This window comes from Agrobacterium sp. MS2 (genome assembly GCF_003261015.1).
In the GTDB taxonomy this organism is placed as follows: Bacteria; Pseudomonadota; Alphaproteobacteria; order Rhizobiales; family Rhizobiaceae; genus Agrobacterium; species Agrobacterium pusense.
In genome coordinates, this window is sequence record NZ_QLNF01000028.1 from 1 (window position 1) to 18,108 (window position 18,108).

Genomic DNA, 18,108 nt, shown 5'->3' on the forward strand with positions numbered 1-18,108 from the left:
GGCTGTGGGCGGCGGGTTTCATCGGCAGGGTGGTGATGCGGCCGTTAGCGAAAGCCTCTCCCAACGCGGTGACGGTCGCTTCCATCGGGGTGTTGATAGCGCTGACGGAAAGTGCAAGGCTGGCCGCCGATACACGGCAATTATGGCTCCCGCCGCTTTTGTCGGAGCCGATACGTTTCTGGGCCGATGGCGGCTTCGCCGTGACGCTGACGCCGATGCAAATGCTGAATACGACGGCCTTCAGCCTGCTCATTCTCGCCGGATCGTTTTATCTTGGCCGCTCCGCTTTCGGCAGGCGCTGGAAGGCAGTGTCGGACGATGCTTTTGCTGCAGCCTTGTGCGGGGTAAATGCAGGCCGGATATTTCTCATGTCCTATTGCGCGGCGGGTCTCGTCGCCGCCATCGCGGGCGTGCAGGCCACATTTTATTACGGCACCATGGATTTCGGGGCCGGTCTGGTCTTTGGCCTGAAGGTGGTGCTGATTTCTGCGGCAGGCGGTTATGCCAGTCCGCTGATCTGTGGGCTGGGGGCCGCCGCCGTCGGTTTTGCGGAAACTTTCTGGGTCGGTTACGGACCGGCCGCCTGGCGGGATGCGATGGTCCTCGCGATGCTGGTCGGCTGGCTGGTTATCATGCGCAGCAGGGTTGAAGCGCCTTAGGGCATTGACGAAAGCGGTGCCCGCTTCCACCGGACCATGCGGGAAGAACAAGGCGTTATCGCCACTTTTCCCTGGCCGTATCGTCGGTTGTCTTTGCCGCAACCCACTCGCCCGCCTTTCCATCCTTGCCATGTTCCTTTTTCCAGAACGGCGCGGATGTCTTCAAGTAGTCCATCACGAAATTCGCGCCATCGAAGGCTGCCTGTCGATGCGATGAAGCAGCGATAACGAGGACGATATTTTCGCCCGTGGCGATCTTGCCGTGGCGATGGATGGCGGTGAGGCCAAGCAGGCCGAAGCGTTCCATCGCGAGCTTGGCGATGCGCGTCATTTCCGCTTCCGCCATGCCGGGATAATGTTCCAGTTCCAGCGCCGCGAGCGTGCCGCCATCATCCCGGCAGAGCCCGGTGAAGGCGACAACCGCGCCGATGCTCCTGTCACCTTCCGTCAGCCGGCGGGTTTCTTCCGCAGCGTCGAAATCCTCTGCCTGGACACGGACGGTCGGCTGCATTCGCTCATCCCCCCGTCATCGGTGGGAATATGCCGATCTCGCGCGCGCCGACGATGCTTTCATCATGCTCGACGTGTTCCTGATTGACCGCAACGCGGATGACATTGGGAAATTCGAAGGCAGCCTCGTAATTTTCACCGCGCGTCGCAAGCCAGGCAATCAGCTCGCCGGCCGTAGCGATGGAGGAAGGGAGGTCCAGCTCCTCTTCATCCGTGCCGATCTTCTCGCGAACCCAGGCGAAATAAACGATCCGTGTCATCATTCTTCGTCCACGATGTGCTTGAGGCCAGCCTTGAAGTAATCATAACCGGTATACATGGTGAGCGCTGCGGCCAGCCAGAGAAGCGTGATGCCCATCTCGGTCGTGTATGGCAGAACCTTGTCGCCAGCAGGACCCGCGAGCAGGAAAGCGATGGCGACCATCTGGATGGTGGTCTTCCATTTGGCGATGCGGGTGACGGGAACGCTGACCTTCAGCGCCGCCAGATATTCGCGCAGGCCGGAAACAAGAATTTCACGGCAGAGAATGGTGATGGCCGCCCAGAGCGACCAGCCGGCAATGGTGCCGTCGGCCGCCATCAGAAGCAGGACGGATGCGACCAGCAGCTTGTCAGCGATCGGGTCCAGCATGCGGCCGATATTCGACGTCTGGTTCCAGATGCGTGCCAGATAACCGTCAAGGAAATCGGTCAGCGAGGCGATGATGAACAGCCACAGTGCCGTCCAGCGCGCAAAATCCGAACTCTCCAGTTTTCCTTCAACGTAAAAGCAAAGGACAATGACCGGAACAGCGAGAATCCGGCCATAGGTGAGGAGGTTGGGAATGCTGTATGCGCGCGAAGCCATGGGGAAACCTGTCAGTCTGAGATCAGCTGCCTTGATGCCGCCGCTAGGGCATAGCGTCAACACGTGATTATGTTTTTTTAGCAGGTCAGCCCCGCCGTTCTGCGTCAATCGCTGCCGCTCTCGTGGAAGTGATTGTAAATTTGCCGCGCCACCGTCTCGGAAATGCCGGTGACGGCCATCAGGTCATTGAGGCCCGCGCGGGAAACCGCCTTGGCGGTTCCAAAATGCTGCAGCAACGAACGTTTGCGCCCCGGTCCGATTCCCGAGATTTCGTCCAGCGGATTGCGCACCATTTCCTTCTTGCGCCGGGCCCGGTGCGATCCGATCGCGAAACGGTGCGCCTCGTCACGCATGCGCTGAATGAAGTAGAGCACGGGATCACGTGGCGGCAGGGAAAAATCGCTGCGCCCGTCCGCGAAGAAACGTTCACGGCCCGCCTCGCGGTCCACGCCTTTGGCGACGCCGATGGCGGTCACGCAGTCGCGAATGCCGAGTTCGTCGAGGATGGCCCGCACCGCCGTCATCTGCCCCTGACCACCATCGATCAGGATCACGTCCGGCCAGGCGGGGAAGGGCATGTCGGCAGCTTCTTCTGCTGTCGGTATACGCTCGCGATCCGGCTTTCCTTCTTCTTTCAGCAGGCGAGAGAAGCGGCGGGTCATCACCTCCCGCATCATGCCGAAATCGTCGCCCGGCGTGATGTCGGTCGATTTGATATTGAACTTGCGATACTGGTTCTTCACGAAACCTTCCGGCCCCGCCACCACCATGCCGCCGACCGCATTAGTGCCCATGATGTGCGAGTTATCGTAGATTTCGATCCGCCGAGGCACGTAGGCAAGGCCGAAAGTCTCGGCAAAGCCCTTCAGCAGCCGCGCCTGAGACGATGTTTCCGCGAGCTTGCGGCCGTGCGCCTCGCGGGCATTGGCAAGCACGTGATCGGTAATGTCCTTCTTCTCGCCACGCTGCGGCACGCTGATCGTGACCTTGTGCCCGGCTTTTTCACCGAGGGCGGCCGCCAGCAGTTCCTGTTCCTCCACCGTTTCGGAAAGCAGGATCTGTTTCGGCACCGGCTTGTCGTCGTAGAACTGCGCCAGAAACGCGTTGAGAATTTCCGAGCCGGGCAGGGAAGGATCGGCCTTGGGGAAATAGGCGCGGTTGCCCCAGTTCTGGCCGGTGCGGAAAAAGAACACCTGAATACAGGAAATGCCGCCTTCGTGGTGGATGGCGAAGACATCCGCCTCTTCAATGCCGGCGGGGTTGATGCCCTGGTGGCTCTGGACGTGCGAAAGTGCCGCCAGCCGGTCGCGATAGATGGCGGCGCGCTCGAAATCGAGGTCTTCGGAAGCCTCGTTCATTTGTCGCGCAATTGCGGTCTTGACGCTCTGGCTCTTGCCGGACAGGAAATCCTTGGCTTCCTTGACCAGCTCCGCGTAGCCCTCGTCGCTGATCTCATGCGTACAGGGCCCGGAACAGCGCTTGATCTGGTACAGAAGACAGGGACGGGTGCGGGTTTCGAACACACTGTCTGTGCATGTGCGTATCAAGAAGGCGCGCTGCAGCGAATTGATCGTGCGGCCAACCGCGCCGGCGGACGCGAAGGGTCCGAAATAGTCGCCCTTGCGCGCCCTTGCTCCCCGGTGCTTGAAGATCGCTGGGGCACGGTTGTCGGCGGTGATGAGAATATAGGGGAAGGACTTGTCGTCGCGCAGAAGTACGTTAAATCGCGGCCGCAAGCGCTTGATTAGATTCGCTTCCAGAAGAAGCGCTTCGGTCTCCGTGCGGGTGGTGACGAATTCCATGTGCGTGGTGTGACGCACCATCTGGGCGATGCGGTTGGAATGCACGCGGCCCTGCGCATAATTGCCGACGCGCTTCTTCAACGAGCGTGCCTTGCCGACGTAAAGCACGTCGCCCGCCTCGTTGAACATGCGATAGACACCCGGCGCATTTGGCAGGTGTTTGACGAATTCGCCAATGAGGTCCATGCCCTTCAGGCCGGATTCGTTCTTCCATCCCGCATTCCAGTCCATGCCGGCGACGTCGCGCGGAGCCTCGGCCGATTCCGTTGCGGCAAGGCTTGCATCGTCATCTTCGTCGTCGGTGTCATCGAAGAGAATACCGCCATCAGGCAGCTTCTTTCCGTTCATTCAGGTATCTCCGCCACGTCAGGGGTTTCCCAGCCAAGGTGCTGGCCGCCGTCGAGCGCGATCATTTGTCCGGTGACCGACGGCGTGTCGTAAAGAAAGCGAATCGTCCGCCCGAATTCGTCCGGCGCAGGACCACGCTTTAATATAAGGCCGTCGATCTGCGCCTGAAAGTCCTCGGGCGCCTGTCTTTCGCTTTTGAAGGTGGGCCCAGGCCCGATGGCATTCACCCTGACGCGCGGCGCGAAGCTCTGCGCCATCGTCCGCGTTGCGGTCCAAAGCGCTGATTTCGAAAGGGTGTAGGAATAAAAGCGTGGCGTGAGCGCAAGCACACGCTGGTCGATGATATTGACGATCAGCCCGGATTTATCGGCAGGCAATTGTTCGACAAAGGCGGCGGCGATGAGGGAAGGCGCCCGCACATGCACGGCAAAATGCGCATCGAAGATATCAGGGTCAGGCGCTTCCGCCGTGTCGCCGAGAAAAACAGACGCATTGTTGACGACGACGCCGATGGGGCCGAGGGCGGAAGACGCCTTTTCGATGAGCGCCGCTGTCGGGGCTGATTGTGTCAGGTCCGCCTGAACGGCTGCAGCCCTGCCACCTTTCTGCCTTATTTCGTTAGCGAATTCCTCCGCCTGCGCGATCGATTCATTGGCATGGACCACGATCGCAAAGCCATGGCTGGCCAGATCGGTGGCGATAGCGCGCCCAAGCCGCCGCGCGGCCCCGGTAATCAAGACTGTCTTCGGTATATCTTCTTTCACAGCGGACCTGCATTTGCTCATACACGCCCTATTTGCTGGATATAAATGCAAATCGCAAGCTGTCACTCGGCCCGAAAAGAATTGGGCGATTTTTTATTCACAATGCAATTTCGGTTTAATTTTAATATAACGAAGTTTAAAGGCGATCTATTTTTGTTTAGCCTTCTGTTAGGGTTAATAAAACCCTTGTGGCAATTAGGCAACGTCTAATTCTAGTCACGCGTCTGCCCCAAACAATTCACATTTTGGCTCTTTGATCTCCGCATTCTCCCATCAAATTCGGTTTCCAGAGGGGCGATCAACCCGACGAATTATGCCGCGTCTGAAAACAATGTTTTGAGTGCAGAGCGGTCCTGAAAGGAGAATAACATGCGTATTTTCGTAGCAACCCTTATGGCTTCGACCATGGCCGCCGCTGGCTTTTCGGCTGCTCACGCCGCTGACGCCGTAAACGAAGTGCCGCAGGCACCGGTTTCCTACGACCAGCCAGCACCGGTCAAGGACTGGTCCGGCGCTTACCTCGGTGGTACCGTCAACTACGACTGGGGCCGTTTCAGCTCCAGCAACGACGGCCGTGACGCCAAGGGCGCTGGCGGCGGTCTGTACGGCGGTTACAACTGGCAGAATGGCCAGATCGTTTACGGTGCCGAAGCTGACGTCAACATGGGTGACGAGCGCGGTTCCGCCGGTACGGTCGCAGGTCGCTCGGTCGAAGGCAAGCAGGGCGTCAATGGCTCGCTGCGTGGCCGCGTTGGTTACGACATGAACCCGTTCCTGCTCTATGGTACGGCCGGTCTTGCTGTCTCCGACAACAAGGTTCGTGACGGCGTCAACAAGGACAGCGCCACGGCTCTCGGTTACACGGTTGGTGCCGGTGTAGAAGCTATGGTGACCGACAACATCACCGCCCGTCTGGAATATCGCTACAGCGATTACCAGAAGAAGGACTACACGCTCGGCAACGACGCCTTCTCGCGCGGTTATGACGACCACTCGGTCAAGGCCGGTATCGGCGTCAAGTTCTGATACTTTCCGGATCGGTCAAAGAAAAGCCGGGGTCATGCCCCGGCTTTTTTGTGTCTGTAATTTGCCGTTGAACGCCCGGCAAAAAGCCGGGTGTTCTGCGCGGTCACGTCAGGCGGCGGCCTTCATTTCCGTATAGGCCTCGAAACGCTTGCCGAAGGTTTCCGGCCACGCCGCCAGCGCATCGCGTCCTTCGGCCCACTCGCCCGCAAAACGCAGGTCTAGATAACCGATCATCGCAGCCAGCGCGAAATGGCCGCCGTGCAGCTTCTTGCCGGTCTTCGGCAGGTTGGCGTTGAGATGGTCGAGCCCGCGCACCACCTTGCTCCACTGCTTGTCGATCCAGGGCTGGTGAATTTTCTCTTCCGGTCGGAAACGGCGCTCGTAGACGATGGCCAGCAGGCAATCCATGATGCCGTCGCACAGCGCCTCCAGAATTTCCACATCCGTGCGCTTGCCGTTCTTTTTGGGGTAGAGTTTACCGCCTGAAAGACGGTCGAGATAATGCATGATGGCCACGCTGTCGTAGACCGATCCGCCATCATCAAGCAGCAGCACCGGAATCTTTCCCAGCGGATTATTTTCCATCAGCGTGGCCGGCTCGGCGTTGGTGTCAACGCGAACGGAGGTTATGTCGATGTCGAGATGACGGGCCGCCATGCGCACCTTGGCGGAATAGGGGGAGGCGGGCGAATAGAGCAGTTCCATGGTTGGGTCCCTGTGGGTTGATCAGCGAATGGGGATGATTTCGGTTGAACTCGCGCGGCAGCCCTTGCGGTCAAGCTCCGGGCAATCGCGGAATGTCATGTCCCGGTTAAGGCAGATGCGCACTTCTTCGAGGCGCTTGCCGTCGCAGCTGATGGAAATGCCGCGTTTCGACAGGCCGGGATTGGCATCGGTAAAGGCGGTTTCTATCGCATCGGCTGAAAGCGTGGCTGTTTCGGCGCCGGAAGCGATTCTCTCCGGCAGCCGGATGGCCTCGAAGGCGGCCCGCGTCGCCGAGAAATAGTCTCGCTGCGACAGGCCGGAACAGGAGCCGTGTTTGCGCCACTGATGGCCGATCAGGCCCATGGAGGGCATGATGTCGAACATGGTGCGGCCAATCGCGTCCGGAACACGCTCAGGCTCGTCGCTTCGGCAGAATTCGGGATAGCCGTTTTCGTTCTGCGGCCATAGCCCGTGCACCACGAATCCGTAACGCCTGTCGCTGCCGCACTGCTGTCGGTTGCCAGAGCCTTCGGAACTGGCGCAGAATGCCGGTGACCATGAAAGCGAGAGCACATAAAAATCGAAGCCGCTTCCGCGCGGCGGAGGCCTCTTATCCGGCTTCGCTTGAGAAACCGAGCGCCCTGGAGCATCCGGCCCGGAATTGCCGGCGGTCTGCGATTGGGGTTGTGTCTGCCGGTCGGCCGGTGTGGTTGGGGCCGGATTTTGCTGCGCGAACCATAAGGCGCCGAGCGACAGAAGGCCCAGGGCGATGAAACCGGCATAACGCTTCATTCCGTGTACGTTCCCCGGAAAATGGACGACCTCATATCGCCGGCAGGCGACGATCCGGTCTTACATCAACTTGTGAACGGGGCAAACCGCCAATCTTTGATGAAAAGGTTGAAAGCTTCGCCGCATAACGAATAGAGTCGAACGAATCTCCGCAAAAGACGGAACAGGCTGGGGTGAAGCTGGAGGAAATAGGCGGGCATGACCGCATGAAATTCAAGAAATATATCTGGCCCGTCGTTGGCTTTGCGACGATCGGTTTTTCCGCCTGGTTGCTCTTTCACGAATTGCGCGGCCTGTCGCTCGATGATCTCTGGGACAGCCTGAAGGCCATTCGGGTGCGGGACTGGTTGTGTTCGGGTCTCTCCACCCTGCTGGCCTATGCGGCGCTTGCCGGTTATGACCGCATCGCGTTGCAGCATCTTGGCCGCAAGGTGAACTGGCTCTTCATCACGCTCACCTCCTTCACCACCTATGCGCTGTCCCACAATGTCGGCGCGTCGGTGTTTTCGGGCGCCGTGGTGCGATATCGGGCATATACGTCGAAGGGACTAAGTGTGGCGGAAGTGGGCGTTCTCGTCGGCCTCTGCTCTTTCACCTTCCTCATCGGCACGATCATGCTGATCGGACTGGTGCTGCTTTACGAGCCTGACATCACTGAACGGTTCACGGGCATACTGCCGGTCGAAGCCTCGACCACGACAGGCGTCGTGCTGCTCTTTTTCGTCAGCCTTTATGTTCTCGGCAGCCTGCTCAGGCTGAAGCCTCTGAAGATCGGCTCCTTCGTGTTGCCATACCCGGCGCCGAAGCTTGTGGCGCAGCAACTGGTCATTGGCCCCATCGAGCTGATCGGCGCGGCGGGCATCATCTATTTCGCGCTGCCGGAAGCCGGCAATCCCGGCTATATGGTCATTCTCGGCATATTTCTGGTGTCGTTTTCCGCAGCGCTCATATCGCATGCGCCGGGCGGATTGGGCGTGCTGGAACTCGTCTTCGTCACCGGCCTGCCGGACATGAACCCGGCCGACGTCATCGCAGCGCTCCTGGTCTTCCGCCTGTTTTACCTCATCATCCCGTTCATCATGGCGCTGTTCGTGATCCTGTTCTTCGAAAGATCACAGCTTGCCGCGGCGCAGAAAAGGGAAGGGTTGAGGTAACTCAGCCGTCTTCCGGCTTTTCCTCGCCGCGCAGCCAGAAGGCGCGTTGCGAGGCGAACCTGTCCTGCGCCAGCCTTGTCTTGAGGTAAGGCAGCAGCGTGTGCAACTCTTCTTTCAGCGTGTAGGGCGGATTGACGATGATGAGGCCGGAGCCGCTCAGCCCATCCAGCCGGTCGCTCCTGACGGAAAGTTCCGCGCATAGCATCTTCGGAATCTCGAAGGATTGCAGCCGCTCGTGGAAATCCTTGATCGGCGCGCCTTTCTTGAGCGGATACCACAGGCAATATGTGCCAGTGGAAAAACGTCGGTAGGCCTTGTTCAAACCATCGGCCAGGCGCTGATATTCATTCTCCAGCTCGAATGGCGGATCAACGAGGATGAGGCCGCGTTTTTCTTTCGGCGGCAGATGCGCGCCAAGCGACAGCCAGCCATCGAGCTCGGTCACCCGCACCTGATAGTCACCTTCGAATAGCCGCGCGAGCGCGCGGCTGTCATCCGGGTGCAGTTCCATGGCCGAAAGCCGGTCCTGCGGGCGAAACAGCATACGCGCGAGTTTCGGTGAGCCGGGGTAGAATTTGACACCGCCTTCAGGATTGAGTTCCTTCACGGCGGCAAGATAGGGCTCCAGCAGCTCGGCGATAGGGTCGGGCAGATCACCCTCCATCAGCTTTCCGATGCCGGTCTGCCATTCGCCGGTTTTCTGCGCCTCTTCAGACGTCAGGTCGTAAAGACCGATGCCGGCATGGGTGTCCAGTACCCGAAAGGCCTTGTCCTTGTTCTGCAGGTAACGCACGAGGCGGGCGAGAACGACATGTTTGAGGACATCCGCGAAATTGCCGGCGTGATAAATGTGGCGGTAGTTCATGGATGTGTCTCGCTTGCCGTTTATCCGGATGAATGGTCAGGATGAATATTCTTGATGGACGTCACTTCGGCCTTTTTGCCGCATCGTTGATGCAATATACAAAAGACATGAACGTTGCGACCCCGATTTCCGCTGAAAAAGCCACCCTGAAGGCCGAAGTCCGTATCGGACACACGGTCTGCCCGCATGACTGTCCGAGCGCGTGCGCGCTGGAGGTCGATATCAATGCCGATGGCCGCATCGGTCGTGTGCGCGGCGCCAATGCCAACACCTATACCGCCGGCGTGATCTGCGCCAAGGTGGCGCGGTATTCCGAGCGCATCTATCATCCCGGTCGTCTGCTGACCCCGAAGCGCCGCAAGGGCGCAAAAGGGGCGGGCGACTGGCAGGAAATTTCCTGGGAAGCGGCGCTGGACGAGGTCGCCGACGCTTTTGTGAAGGCAGAAGCTCGGCACGGCGCGGAGGCCATCTGGCCCTATTTCTATGCGGGCACCATGGGGCAGGTGCAACGCGATTCCATCGAGCGGCTGCGCCACGCCAAGAAATATTCGGGCTTCTTCGGCTCGATTTGCACCAACATGGCCTGGACCGGCTATGTGATGGGCACGGGCGCCTTGCGCGGCCCCGATCCGCGCGAGATCGGCAAGGCCGATGTCGTCGTCATCTGGGGCACCAACGCGGTCGCCACGCAGGTCAATGTCATGACCCATGCGGTCAAGGCCCGCAAGGAACGCGGCGCGAAGATCGTCGTGGTCGATATCTATGACAATCCGACCATGAAACAGGCGGATATGCGCCTCGTCGTCCGACCCGGCACGGATGCGGCGCTGGCCTGCGCCGTAATGCACATCGCCTTCCGCGACGGTTACGCCGACCGTGGTTACATGGCGCGCTTCGCCGACGACCCAGCCGGGCTCGAGGCGCATTTGAAGACGAAGACGCCGCAGTGGGCATCAGAGATCACGGGCCTTTCGGTCGACGAGATCGAGGATTTCGCGAGGCTGGTTGGTGTCACGAAAAAGACCTTCTTCCGGCTCGGATATGGCTTTGCCCGACAGCGCAACGGCGCGGTCGCCATGCATGCAGCGCTTTCGATCGCCACGGTGCTCGGTTCCTGGCAATATGAGGGCGGCGGCGCGTTCCACAATAATGGCGACATCTTCCGGCTCAACAAGGCGGAGCTCATGGGCACGGCCTATGCCGATCCCGACGTGCGCCAGCTCGACCAGTCGCAGATCGGCCGCGTGCTGACGGGGGACGCCGAAGCGCTGCGCCACGGCGGCCCGGTGACGGCGCTGCTCATCCAGAACACCAATCCGGTCAATGTCGCGCCCGAACAGAGGCTGGTGAAGCAGGGCTTCCTGCGCGATGATCTCTTCGTCGCCGTGCATGAGCAATTCATGACGGAAACGGCCGAGCTTGCCGATATCGTGCTGCCCGCCACCATGTTCCTCGAACATGACGACATTTACCGCGCCGGCGGCCAGAATCACATCTTGCTTGGTCCTAAACTGGTGGAGCCGCCCGAAACGGTGCGTACCAACCTCTTCGTCATCGAGGAGCTGGCAAAGCGTCTCGGGATCGACCACATGCCGGGCTTTGGCCTTTCAGCGCGCGATCATGTCGATCATATGCTGAAAGTCAGTGGCTGGGGCGACTTCGATACGCTCGCCGAAGAGAAATGGATCGATGCGCAGCCACCGTTTGAGGTCGCGCATTATCTTGAAGGCTTCGGTTACGGTGACGGGAAGTTCCGTTTCAGCCCCGATTGGGCAACAGGGCCGTCTCCCAACAAACCGCCGAAGAACATCGGCGTGATGGGGCCGGTGTCGGAATTTCCGAAATTCCCGGATCAGGTCGATGTCATCGAGGTTGCGGATGCTGACCATCCCTTCCGACTGGCGACATCGCCCGCGCGCAACTTCCTGAATTCCACTTTCGCGGAAACCAAAACCTCCGTGCAGAAGGAAGGTCGCCCGGAACTGATGATCTGTCCTGAGGATGCCGCCATCAACGGCATTTCTGATGGCGACATCGTCCGCATCGGCAACGGGCGAGGCGAGGTCCGGCTCCACGCGAAAATCGTGGTAGGTGCTAGGCCGGGAGTGCTCATTGCCGAAGGGCTATGGCCGAACAAGGCGCATCTGGACGGCGAGGGCATCAACGTGCTGACCGGTGCCGACGCCGTCGCTCCCTATGGCGGCGCGGCCTTTCACGACAACAAGGTTTGGCTGCGCAAGAGCTGACGGAAGATTTTGAATGACGAAGTTCGACAACGTGAAAATTGAAATTCTGAAAGACGAAACGCTTTCAAAGAACTGGTATCACCTCCGCAACATAACCTACAATTACACCAATTCCCGTGGCGAAACGAAAGTCATCAGGCGCGAAGCCTATGACCGTGGCAACGGCGCGACGATCCTGCTGTTTGATCCACGACGCCAGACGGTTGTCCTGGTACGGCAGTTTCGCATGCCGGCCCATGTGAACGGTCATCCCGGCTGGCTCCTTGAAGCCCCGGCCGGCCTGCTGGACGGCGATAATCCGGCCGAAGCCATCCGCCGCGAGGTGACGGAAGAAACGGGCTACGTCGTGAGGGACGTGCGGTTCCTGTTCAAATCGTTCATGTCGCCCGGTTCTGTCACCGAGATCATTCATTTCTTCGCCGCGATTGTCGAATCTTCGGATCGTGTCGAAGAAGGCGGCGGTGCGGCCCATGAGGACGAGGATATCGAGGTCGTGGAAATCCCGCTGGACGACGCCATGAAGATGATCGAGACGGGCGAGATATGCGATGGCAAGACGATCATGCTGCTGCAATGGGCGGCCTTGAACCGCGCCTCCCTGACAGCCTGAGATTTCATCATCTTTCGGAGACTCTTATGAACGTGTCGCTCTTAAAGTCGCCCGCTGCCGCGACTGACCGGATCCGGCTGGTGGAAAAGGAAACCGTCTGGAAGGGCTTCGTGCATTTGCAGAAGCTCGTTTTTGACCAGCGCATGCCTGACGGCAAGACGATCCGTATTGTGAGGGAGGTCCATGATCACGGCCTCGCCGCCGCCATTCTCCTGTACGACCCGAAACGTGACAGCGTGGTAATGGTGCGGCAGTTTCGCCCCGCCGCCTTCGTCAACGGCGATCCGAACTTCATGATCGAAGTTCCGGCAGGGCTTCTCGATGGCGACGATGCCGCTGATGCGATCCGCCGTGAGGCGATGGAGGAATCCGGTTACGCCGTCGAAAAGGTTGAATACCTCTTCGACATGTATGCCAGCCCCGGCACACTGACGGAAAAGGTGAGCCTCTTCGTCGCCCGTATCGATCTCGACGTGCAAGCGGGCAGCGGTGGTGGACTGGAGGATGAAGGCGAAGATATCGAGGTTCTGACCTACGGTCTCGACGAAGCCTTCGGAATGATCGCCTCGGGTGAGATCACGGATTCCAAGACGATCATTCTGCTGCAATGGGCGATGTTGAATCGTGATCGGCTTTAAAGGCGGGGCGGCTTGAGCATATCCAGTGAACTAACCCACGGATACAGCCATCAACGCTAAAACCGCCCCCTGACGCCGGCACCCACGAAAATCGACTGCAAGTCGCCGCCACCAGCGTTCTTCTCCGACGACAGGCTTCCGGCGCCCGCGCCGCTATAATGCGTGTTCCCGCGCCCGAGGCTGGTATAGTCGTAAGCGCCGTCGAGGTAGATCGAGGCGTTTTCAGTCACGTCATAGGCAACGCCTGCCTTCACCCCGAACATGCCGGCAACGTCGAATTTGTCAGTGAAGCGCATGTCGCGCAGCCAGTGATCGTCAGTCGCCTTGGCGTAGACCATGGCGCCACCTTCGAGACCGAGATTGAGCGACCAGTTGCCGAATCTCTGGCCGCCCGTCAGGTTGCCGTAGAAAACCGGTATCTGTTGGCGATAGGTGATTCCCTTGAGGCCATCCTTGAATTTGCCTGAGAAATCGCGGCGGGAGAAAACACTGTAAACAGCGTTGCCGCCATAGGCCGACCATTGCACATCGGTGTAGCGAAAACCGACGCCCGCGCTGAGATATTGCTGCGGATCCTCCAGCAATGTGCGATTGAGTTCGAGGCCTCCCGAAAAATAATGGTCGAGCCGTGTGTCATCATGCTGGGAGCGATCGCTCCAATTCTCCTTGGAGCTGTCTTTCGAAAAGGGCCATACCCAGTCGTAGTCGGTCATGTAGCCATCGCCTTCAAAACCGATGCGGCCTTCCGCCTTGACGCGCCAGCCGGGCGCTAGTTCAAGGCCGAGCGAGCCGCGCAACGCCATGGCGTTTTTCGTTTCCCATTCCAGTTCGCTCACCTTGCGGCCACCGAGATGAACAGTTTCCGTCGCCCGGAGATTGAGAACGCCGGCATCCAGTGAAGCCGTAATGCCGTTTTGTTCGGCGGCGAGTGGCAGGCAGGTACCCATCAGTAAAGCCGCAGAAAGCGGCAGGGGAAATCTCGAAAATCGCATAATCGCTCCTGAACGTCCGGAGGGCCTGAAGTAGAGGCCGTTGCGGTCATTAAAGACGATTATGGTAAATGATCGGTTTATTTCACCGAAGATACCAATTCTGATTTATCTATGTACTTTAGGAATAGCTACATCACGAGGCAGAAACAAGGATGGAATACTCGGTTTTACTTTCGCTCTTGTCGAAAACGGCTTTTCCGCCTTCCATCCGTACCTTGCCTTCGGCGAGTAATTTCAGCGCCAGTGGATAGAGCTGGTGCTCGACGGTGAGGATCCGCGCAGCCAGGGTATCGGCCGTGTCGTCGGAAAGAACCGGCACAGCCCCCTGCGCAATCGTCGGGCCCTCATCCATGCCTTCGGTGACGAAATGGACCGTGCAGCCGGAAATCTTCATGCCGCTGTCGATGGCACGCTGATGCGTATGCAAACCGGGGAAAAGCGGCAGCAGGGAAGGGTGGATATTGATGATGCGGCCTTCATAGGGGGCAATGAAATCCCCCGAGATCAGCCGCATATAGCCGGCGAGACAGACGATGTCAGGCGCAATCTCCCCAAGAGCGGCCAGAATGGCGCCCTCATGTTCCGTCTTGCTCGCATAGGTCCTGCGTTCGAAGACGAGGGTCGGAATGCCGAAACCCCGTGCCTTTTCCAGCCCGCCGGCAGTTGCCTTGTCCGAGATCACGCAGGCGATTTCCGCCGGAAAATCCGCCGTCTGGCAGGCCTTTACCAGCGACACCATGTTGGAGCCGCTGCCGGAGATGAAAACGACGACACGTTTGCGGCCGGACGACAGGGCGGCGGGCATCATAGGGCGAGGGCGCCCTTGTAGATGGTGCCATGCGCGCCTTCTTCACGGGCGACCATGCGGCCGAGCGGGAAGACGGTCTCGCCTTGGGCCGTCAGAACTTCGGTGACCTTTTCGGCATTTTCAGCCGAAACCACGACGATCATGCCGACGCCGCAATTGAAGGTGCGCAGCATTTCCTTTGCTTCGACACCACCGGTTTTCGCAAGCCAGGAGAAGACGGCAGGAACCTCTATCGCTTCGAGGTCGATCTCGGCGGCGAGATGTTTGGGCAGAACGCGCGGAATATTCTCCGGGAAACCGCCGCCGGTAATATGCGCCAGTGCCTTCAGCGCGCCGGTCTCGCGGATCGCCTTCAGGAGCGGCTTCACATAGATGCGGGTTGGAGTCAGCAGCGCTTCGCCCAGCTTCTTGCCATCGGCGAAGGGAGCAGGTGCATCCCAGTCGAGTCCGGAGATCGATACGATCTTGCGCACCAGCGAGAAGCCGTTGGAGTGGACGCCGGATGAGGACAGGCCAAGAATGACGTCGCCCTCGGAAATGTCGCCGGCGGGCAGAAGCTGGCCGCGTTCGGCCGCGCCCACGGCAAAGCCCGCGAGGTCGTAATCGCCATCTGAGTACATTCCCGGCATTTCAGCGGTTTCGCCGCCGATCAGCGCACAACCGGATTCGCGGCAGCCGGCGGCGATGCCGGAAACGATCGCAGCGCCCTGGTCGGGATCGAGCTTGCCGGTGGCAAAATAATCGAGGAAGAACAGCGGTTCTGCACCCTGAACCACGAGATCGTTGACGCACATGGCGACGAGATCGATACCGACGGTGTCGTGATAGTTTGCGTCGATGGCGATCTTCAGCTTGGTGCCGACGCCGTCATTGGCGGCCACCAGAACCGGGTCGGTGAAGCCAGCGGCTTTCAGATCGAACAGGCCGCCGAAGCCGCCGATTTCGCCGTCCGCGCCGGGACGTCGCGTGGAACGCACCGCCGGTTTGATCTTCTCGACCATCAGATTGCCGGCGTCGATATCCACCCCTGCGTCACTATAGGTAAGACCGTTCTTGCCCGACTGGCTCATGGCTCTCGTCTCCGCTGGTTCCTTTGGCGTCGCCATTCGCACGGGACGGGGCCTGATGCAAGGGTTTGAGTGGCAAAACCTCCGGTTTTTAACGGCTTTGACGTTCCGCGATGGCCGCTCTCGGCAGCATTTGCCGCAATGCGGCGAAGGTGGGACCGAATATTCTGCGTTGTCGGCTTTTTCAGCCCCCGTTATCCCTTTGCCGACGCAGTCTTGACCATGTGCCCACGCCCATCCTATCTCCATGATGCGGGATGACGATGCGGTGACAGAAGGATGAACGGATGCAACCCCATGTAAGCGGTACCAGCCTGCGCCGGCAGGTGTTTTTCTGGATCGGCGTGCTTGCCGTCTTTATCCTCTTCCTGATGGTCTTCAGCTCCATTCTCCTGCCTTTCGTGGCTGGCATGGCGCTAGCCTATTTTCTCGATCCGGTGGCCGATTGGCTGGAGAGGCGCGGCCTCAGCCGGCTGATGGCCACAGTCGTCATTCTCATCTCCTTCGTGCTGGTCTTCGCGCTGTCGCTCATCATCATCATTCCGCTCATTGCCGCCCAGGCCTCGGAATTCATCACGCGCATCCCGCAATATATCTCGTCGCTGCAGCAGCTGATCGCCGGCGCGGATACCAATCTCCTGCCGGACTGGGTGAGCAGCCAGATCGATGCGGTAAAGGAGAACTTCTCGAAACTCCTCACCGAAGGTGCGGGTTTCATCGGCACATTGCTGACGCAGATATGGAATTCCGGCAAATCGCTGGTCGATGTCGTGTCGCTCCTGGTGGTCACCCCCGTCGTCGCCTTTTACCTGTTGCTTGACTGGGACCGGATGATCGACAAGGTCGACAGCTGGATACCGCGCGATTACGTGCACACGGTGCGCCAGATCGCCCGCGACATGGACAAGACCATTGCCGGTTTCGTGCGTGGGCAGGGCTCGCTCTGCCTCATTCTCGGGGTTTATTACGCCGTCGGCCTGTCGCTGGTCGGGCTTAATTTCGGCCTTTTGATCGGCCTTTTTTCGGGCCTCATCAGCTTCATTCCCTATATCGGCTCCATGGTCGGCCTGATCCTGGCGGTTGGCGTCGCCATCGTGCAGTTCTGGCCGGATTATCTCTATGTCGTACTGACCCTGGTCGTGTTCTTTTCCGGCCAGTTCATCGAAGGCAACATCCTGCAGCCGAAACTTGTCGGCAGCAGCGTCGGCCTGCATCCTGTCTGGCTGATGTTTGCCCTCTTCGCTTTCGGCGCGCTTTTCGGCTTCGTCGGGCTTCTCGTCGCGGTGCCGGCTGCGGCGGCGGTCGGCGTGCTTGTCCGCTTCGCCTTGTCGCGGTATCTTGAAAGCGATCTTTACCACGGGCACGCCGCCAACCTTCCCTGGGAAGCCAACCTCACCCTGGAAGAAAGGGAAACGTCCTCCGGCAAGGTTGACTCTCAGAGCTGACAATGACTGACCCAATCAAAACCGACAACGCCCGGTCGAAGGCCGAGCAGCTGCCGCTCGCATTTTCGCATCCGTCCGCCTCCGGCCGGGACGATCTCCTCGTGTCGGCTTCGCTGGAGGCCGCCGTCAGCCTCGTTGACGCATGGCCGCACTGGCCCTCGCCGGTGGTCGTGCTGGCAGGGCCGCCCGGTTCCGGAAAATCGCACCTTGCCAATATCTGGAAAAATATCAGCGAAGCCCGCGAGATTCATCCGCAAGCGGGCGCGGATGCCGCGCGCGCGGCCGAAAGGGGGGCGGTGCTATTCGAGGATGCCGATCGGCGTGATTTTGACGATACCGAACTCTTCCATGTCATCAACAGCGTACGCCAGAATGGCACGACGCTTCTGATGACCAGTCGGCAATGGCCGTCGGCTTGGCCGGTCACGCTGCCGGATCTGCGCTCGCGCCTCAAGGCCGTGACGGTGGTGGAAACGGGTGAACCGGACGAGGCGTTGCTGGCGCAGGTGCTGGTGAAGCTCTTCGCTGACCGGCAGCTTTACATGGATGACAAACTCATAGGCTACATCGTCAACAGAATGGAACGTTCGCTCGATACGGCGCAGACGATCGTAGAGCGGATCGACAGGCTGGCGCTTTCGCGCGGAACGAGGATCACCCGCCCACTGGTCGCGGAAGTCCTCAACGCGATGGACAATGCCGAGAGACATAACGGACCGGACGACGATTGACTGTCACAGTTCCGTCGTCAAACTGTTATACGGGCAAGAAGGACGATCGCGGGATGCAGCAGGATCACGGATTGGAAATTGGTCAGGGGATGGAACAGG

The 18,108-nt window shown here is 59.5% G+C and carries 19 protein-coding genes; 8 read left to right on the forward strand and 11 right to left on the reverse strand.

All coding sequences use genetic code 11. From position 1 onward, the window contains the following. The coding region (locus DOU54_RS12470; RefSeq protein ID WP_113731340.1) for a branched-chain amino acid ABC transporter permease at nucleotides 1-659 on the forward strand (659 nt) is incomplete at its 5' end. 55 nt (nucleotides 660-714) lie between these two features. Here the strand turns inward: DOU54_RS12470 and DOU54_RS12475 are convergent. The 5 genes from DOU54_RS12475 to DOU54_RS12495 form a co-directional block, all read right to left on the reverse strand. After that, on the reverse strand, nucleotides 715-1,170 hold the full coding sequence (locus tag DOU54_RS12475; RefSeq protein WP_112555079.1) for a molybdenum cofactor biosynthesis protein MoaE: 456 nt from the start codon (nucleotides 1,168-1,170) through the stop codon (nucleotides 715-717). A 4-nt stretch (nucleotides 1,171-1,174) separates the two neighbouring features. Next, nucleotides 1,175-1,429, reverse strand: coding sequence for a molybdopterin converting factor subunit 1 (gene moaD, locus DOU54_RS12480; RefSeq protein ID WP_034496240.1), 255 nt, complete (start codon nucleotides 1,427-1,429; stop codon nucleotides 1,175-1,177). Beyond that, nucleotides 1,429-2,016: a CDP-diacylglycerol--glycerol-3-phosphate 3-phosphatidyltransferase gene (pgsA, locus tag DOU54_RS12485; protein ID WP_004441114.1), complete on the reverse strand. Its 588-nt coding sequence runs from the start codon at nucleotides 2,014-2,016 to the stop codon at nucleotides 1,429-1,431. The genes moaD and pgsA overlap by 1 nt, the downstream gene beginning before the upstream one ends. 104 nt (nucleotides 2,017-2,120) lie before the next feature. Continuing rightward, nucleotides 2,121-4,166, reverse strand: coding sequence for an excinuclease ABC subunit UvrC (uvrC, locus tag DOU54_RS12490; protein WP_162749763.1), 2,046 nt, complete (start codon nucleotides 4,164-4,166; stop codon nucleotides 2,121-2,123). Continuing rightward, nucleotides 4,163-4,951 carry an SDR family oxidoreductase gene (locus DOU54_RS12495; RefSeq protein ID WP_045534216.1) on the reverse strand — a complete coding sequence of 263 codons (789 nt, stop codon included), beginning with the start codon at nucleotides 4,949-4,951 and terminating at the stop codon, nucleotides 4,163-4,165. The genes uvrC and DOU54_RS12495 overlap by 4 nt, the downstream gene beginning before the upstream one ends. Before the next feature lie 348 nt (nucleotides 4,952-5,299). On the opposite strand from DOU54_RS12495, the gene DOU54_RS12500 reads away from it, so the two are divergent. Next, nucleotides 5,300-5,956: an outer membrane protein gene (locus DOU54_RS12500; protein ID WP_004441118.1), complete on the forward strand. Its 657-nt coding sequence runs from the start codon at nucleotides 5,300-5,302 to the stop codon at nucleotides 5,954-5,956. Nucleotides 5,957-6,064: 108 nt separating this feature from the next. Here DOU54_RS12500 and DOU54_RS12505 read toward each other — a convergent pair whose 3' ends face one another. Further along, a complete protein-coding gene (locus DOU54_RS12505; RefSeq protein ID WP_113382590.1) occupies nucleotides 6,065-6,661 on the reverse strand; it encodes a glutathione S-transferase in 597 nt (198 codons plus the stop codon). A gap of 21 nt (nucleotides 6,662-6,682) precedes the next feature. Continuing rightward, on the reverse strand, nucleotides 6,683-7,453 hold the full coding sequence (locus DOU54_RS12510) for a ribonuclease T2 family protein (RefSeq protein WP_004441120.1): 771 nt from the start codon (nucleotides 7,451-7,453) through the stop codon (nucleotides 6,683-6,685). 206 nt (nucleotides 7,454-7,659) lie between these two features. On the opposite strand from DOU54_RS12510, the gene DOU54_RS12515 reads away from it, so the two are divergent. Next, on the forward strand, nucleotides 7,660-8,607 hold the full coding sequence (locus tag DOU54_RS12515) for a lysylphosphatidylglycerol synthase domain-containing protein (RefSeq protein WP_004441121.1): 948 nt from the start codon (nucleotides 7,660-7,662) through the stop codon (nucleotides 8,605-8,607). A gap of 1 nt (nucleotide 8,608) precedes the next feature. On the opposite strand, the gene DOU54_RS12520 is transcribed toward DOU54_RS12515, so the two are convergent. Beyond that, complete coding sequence (locus tag DOU54_RS12520; RefSeq protein ID WP_113382589.1) at nucleotides 8,609-9,472, reverse strand: 23S rRNA (adenine(2030)-N(6))-methyltransferase RlmJ; 864 nt, start codon at nucleotides 9,470-9,472, stop codon at nucleotides 8,609-8,611. Nucleotides 9,473-9,513: 41 nt separating this feature from the next. On the opposite strand from DOU54_RS12520, the gene DOU54_RS12525 reads away from it, so the two are divergent. Genes DOU54_RS12525 through DOU54_RS12535 form a run of 3 tightly spaced genes read left to right on the forward strand, consistent with a single transcriptional unit; the run spans nucleotide 9,514 to nucleotide 12,966 of the window. After that, the gene (locus DOU54_RS12525) at nucleotides 9,514-11,718 is read left to right on the forward strand and encodes a molybdopterin-containing oxidoreductase family protein (protein WP_162749762.1); all 2,205 of its coding nucleotides are present in this window, start codon (nucleotides 9,514-9,516) and stop codon (nucleotides 11,716-11,718) included. Nucleotides 11,719-11,731: 13 nt separating this feature from the next. Then, nucleotides 11,732-12,328, forward strand: coding sequence for an NUDIX domain-containing protein (locus tag DOU54_RS12530; RefSeq protein ID WP_004441124.1), 597 nt, complete (start codon nucleotides 11,732-11,734; stop codon nucleotides 12,326-12,328). 26 nt (nucleotides 12,329-12,354) lie between these two features. Further along, nucleotides 12,355-12,966 carry an NUDIX domain-containing protein gene (locus tag DOU54_RS12535; protein ID WP_035207694.1) on the forward strand — a complete coding sequence of 204 codons (612 nt, stop codon included), beginning with the start codon at nucleotides 12,355-12,357 and terminating at the stop codon, nucleotides 12,964-12,966. A 56-nt stretch (nucleotides 12,967-13,022) separates the two neighbouring features. On the opposite strand, the gene DOU54_RS12540 is transcribed toward DOU54_RS12535, so the two are convergent. The 3 genes from DOU54_RS12540 to purM all read right to left on the reverse strand — a co-directional run bounded on the left by DOU54_RS12540 (nucleotide 13,023) and on the right by purM (nucleotide 15,836). Next, nucleotides 13,023-13,958 carry an omptin family outer membrane protease gene (locus DOU54_RS12540; protein ID WP_113382588.1) on the reverse strand — a complete coding sequence of 312 codons (936 nt, stop codon included), beginning with the start codon at nucleotides 13,956-13,958 and terminating at the stop codon, nucleotides 13,023-13,025. A 133-nt stretch (nucleotides 13,959-14,091) separates the two neighbouring features. Then, a complete protein-coding gene (purN, locus tag DOU54_RS12545; protein WP_113382587.1) occupies nucleotides 14,092-14,766 on the reverse strand; it encodes a phosphoribosylglycinamide formyltransferase in 675 nt (224 codons plus the stop codon). Then, a complete protein-coding gene (gene purM, locus DOU54_RS12550; protein WP_004441129.1) occupies nucleotides 14,763-15,836 on the reverse strand; it encodes a phosphoribosylformylglycinamidine cyclo-ligase in 1,074 nt (357 codons plus the stop codon). The genes purN and purM overlap by 4 nt, the downstream gene beginning before the upstream one ends. Before the next feature lie 284 nt (nucleotides 15,837-16,120). Here purM and DOU54_RS12555 point away from each other — a divergent pair, with 284 nt between their 5' ends. Both DOU54_RS12555 and hdaA read left to right on the forward strand, forming a co-directional pair. Further along, a complete protein-coding gene (locus DOU54_RS12555) occupies nucleotides 16,121-17,278 on the forward strand; it encodes an AI-2E family transporter (protein WP_004441130.1) in 1,158 nt (385 codons plus the stop codon). A gap of 2 nt (nucleotides 17,279-17,280) precedes the next feature. Further along, nucleotides 17,281-18,009: a DnaA regulatory inactivator HdaA gene (gene hdaA / locus DOU54_RS12560; RefSeq protein WP_113382586.1), complete on the forward strand. Its 729-nt coding sequence runs from the start codon at nucleotides 17,281-17,283 to the stop codon at nucleotides 18,007-18,009. Nucleotides 18,010-18,108: the final 99 nt, after the last annotated feature.

Bases quoted from the DNA above. Each gene is read 5' to 3' on its own strand.
- DOU54_RS12475 (WP_112555079.1), bottom strand. From the start codon at position 1,170: ATGCAGCCGACCGTCCGTGTCCAGGCAGAGGATTTCGACGCTGCGGAA.
- moaD (WP_034496240.1), bottom strand. From the start codon at position 1,429: ATGACACGGATCGTTTATTTCGCCTGGGTTCGCGAGAAGATCGGCACG.
- pgsA (WP_004441114.1), bottom strand. From the start codon at position 2,016: ATGGCTTCGCGCGCATACAGCATTCCCAACCTCCTCACCTATGGCCGG.
- uvrC (WP_162749763.1), bottom strand. From the start codon at position 4,166: ATGAACGGAAAGAAGCTGCCTGATGGCGGTATTCTCTTCGATGACACC.
- DOU54_RS12495 (WP_045534216.1), bottom strand. From the start codon at position 4,951: ATGAGCAAATGCAGGTCCGCTGTGAAAGAAGATATACCGAAGACAGTC.
- DOU54_RS12500 (WP_004441118.1), top strand. From the start codon at position 5,300: ATGCGTATTTTCGTAGCAACCCTTATGGCTTCGACCATGGCCGCCGCT.
- DOU54_RS12505 (WP_113382590.1), bottom strand. From the start codon at position 6,661: ATGGAACTGCTCTATTCGCCCGCCTCCCCCTATTCCGCCAAGGTGCGC.
- DOU54_RS12510 (WP_004441120.1), bottom strand. From the start codon at position 7,453: ATGAAGCGTTATGCCGGTTTCATCGCCCTGGGCCTTCTGTCGCTCGGC.
- DOU54_RS12515 (WP_004441121.1), top strand. From the start codon at position 7,660: ATGAAATTCAAGAAATATATCTGGCCCGTCGTTGGCTTTGCGACGATC.
- DOU54_RS12520 (WP_113382589.1), bottom strand. From the start codon at position 9,472: ATGAACTACCGCCACATTTATCACGCCGGCAATTTCGCGGATGTCCTC.
- DOU54_RS12525 (WP_162749762.1), top strand. From the start codon at position 9,514: ATGAATATTCTTGATGGACGTCACTTCGGCCTTTTTGCCGCATCGTTG.
- DOU54_RS12530 (WP_004441124.1), top strand. From the start codon at position 11,732: ATGACGAAGTTCGACAACGTGAAAATTGAAATTCTGAAAGACGAAACG.
- DOU54_RS12535 (WP_035207694.1), top strand. From the start codon at position 12,355: ATGAACGTGTCGCTCTTAAAGTCGCCCGCTGCCGCGACTGACCGGATC.
- DOU54_RS12540 (WP_113382588.1), bottom strand. From the start codon at position 13,958: ATGCGATTTTCGAGATTTCCCCTGCCGCTTTCTGCGGCTTTACTGATG.
- purN (WP_113382587.1), bottom strand. From the start codon at position 14,766: ATGATGCCCGCCGCCCTGTCGTCCGGCCGCAAACGTGTCGTCGTTTTC.
- purM (WP_004441129.1), bottom strand. From the start codon at position 15,836: ATGAGCCAGTCGGGCAAGAACGGTCTTACCTATAGTGACGCAGGGGTG.
- DOU54_RS12555 (WP_004441130.1), top strand. From the start codon at position 16,121: ATGCAACCCCATGTAAGCGGTACCAGCCTGCGCCGGCAGGTGTTTTTC.
- hdaA (WP_113382586.1), top strand. From the start codon at position 17,281: ATGACTGACCCAATCAAAACCGACAACGCCCGGTCGAAGGCCGAGCAG.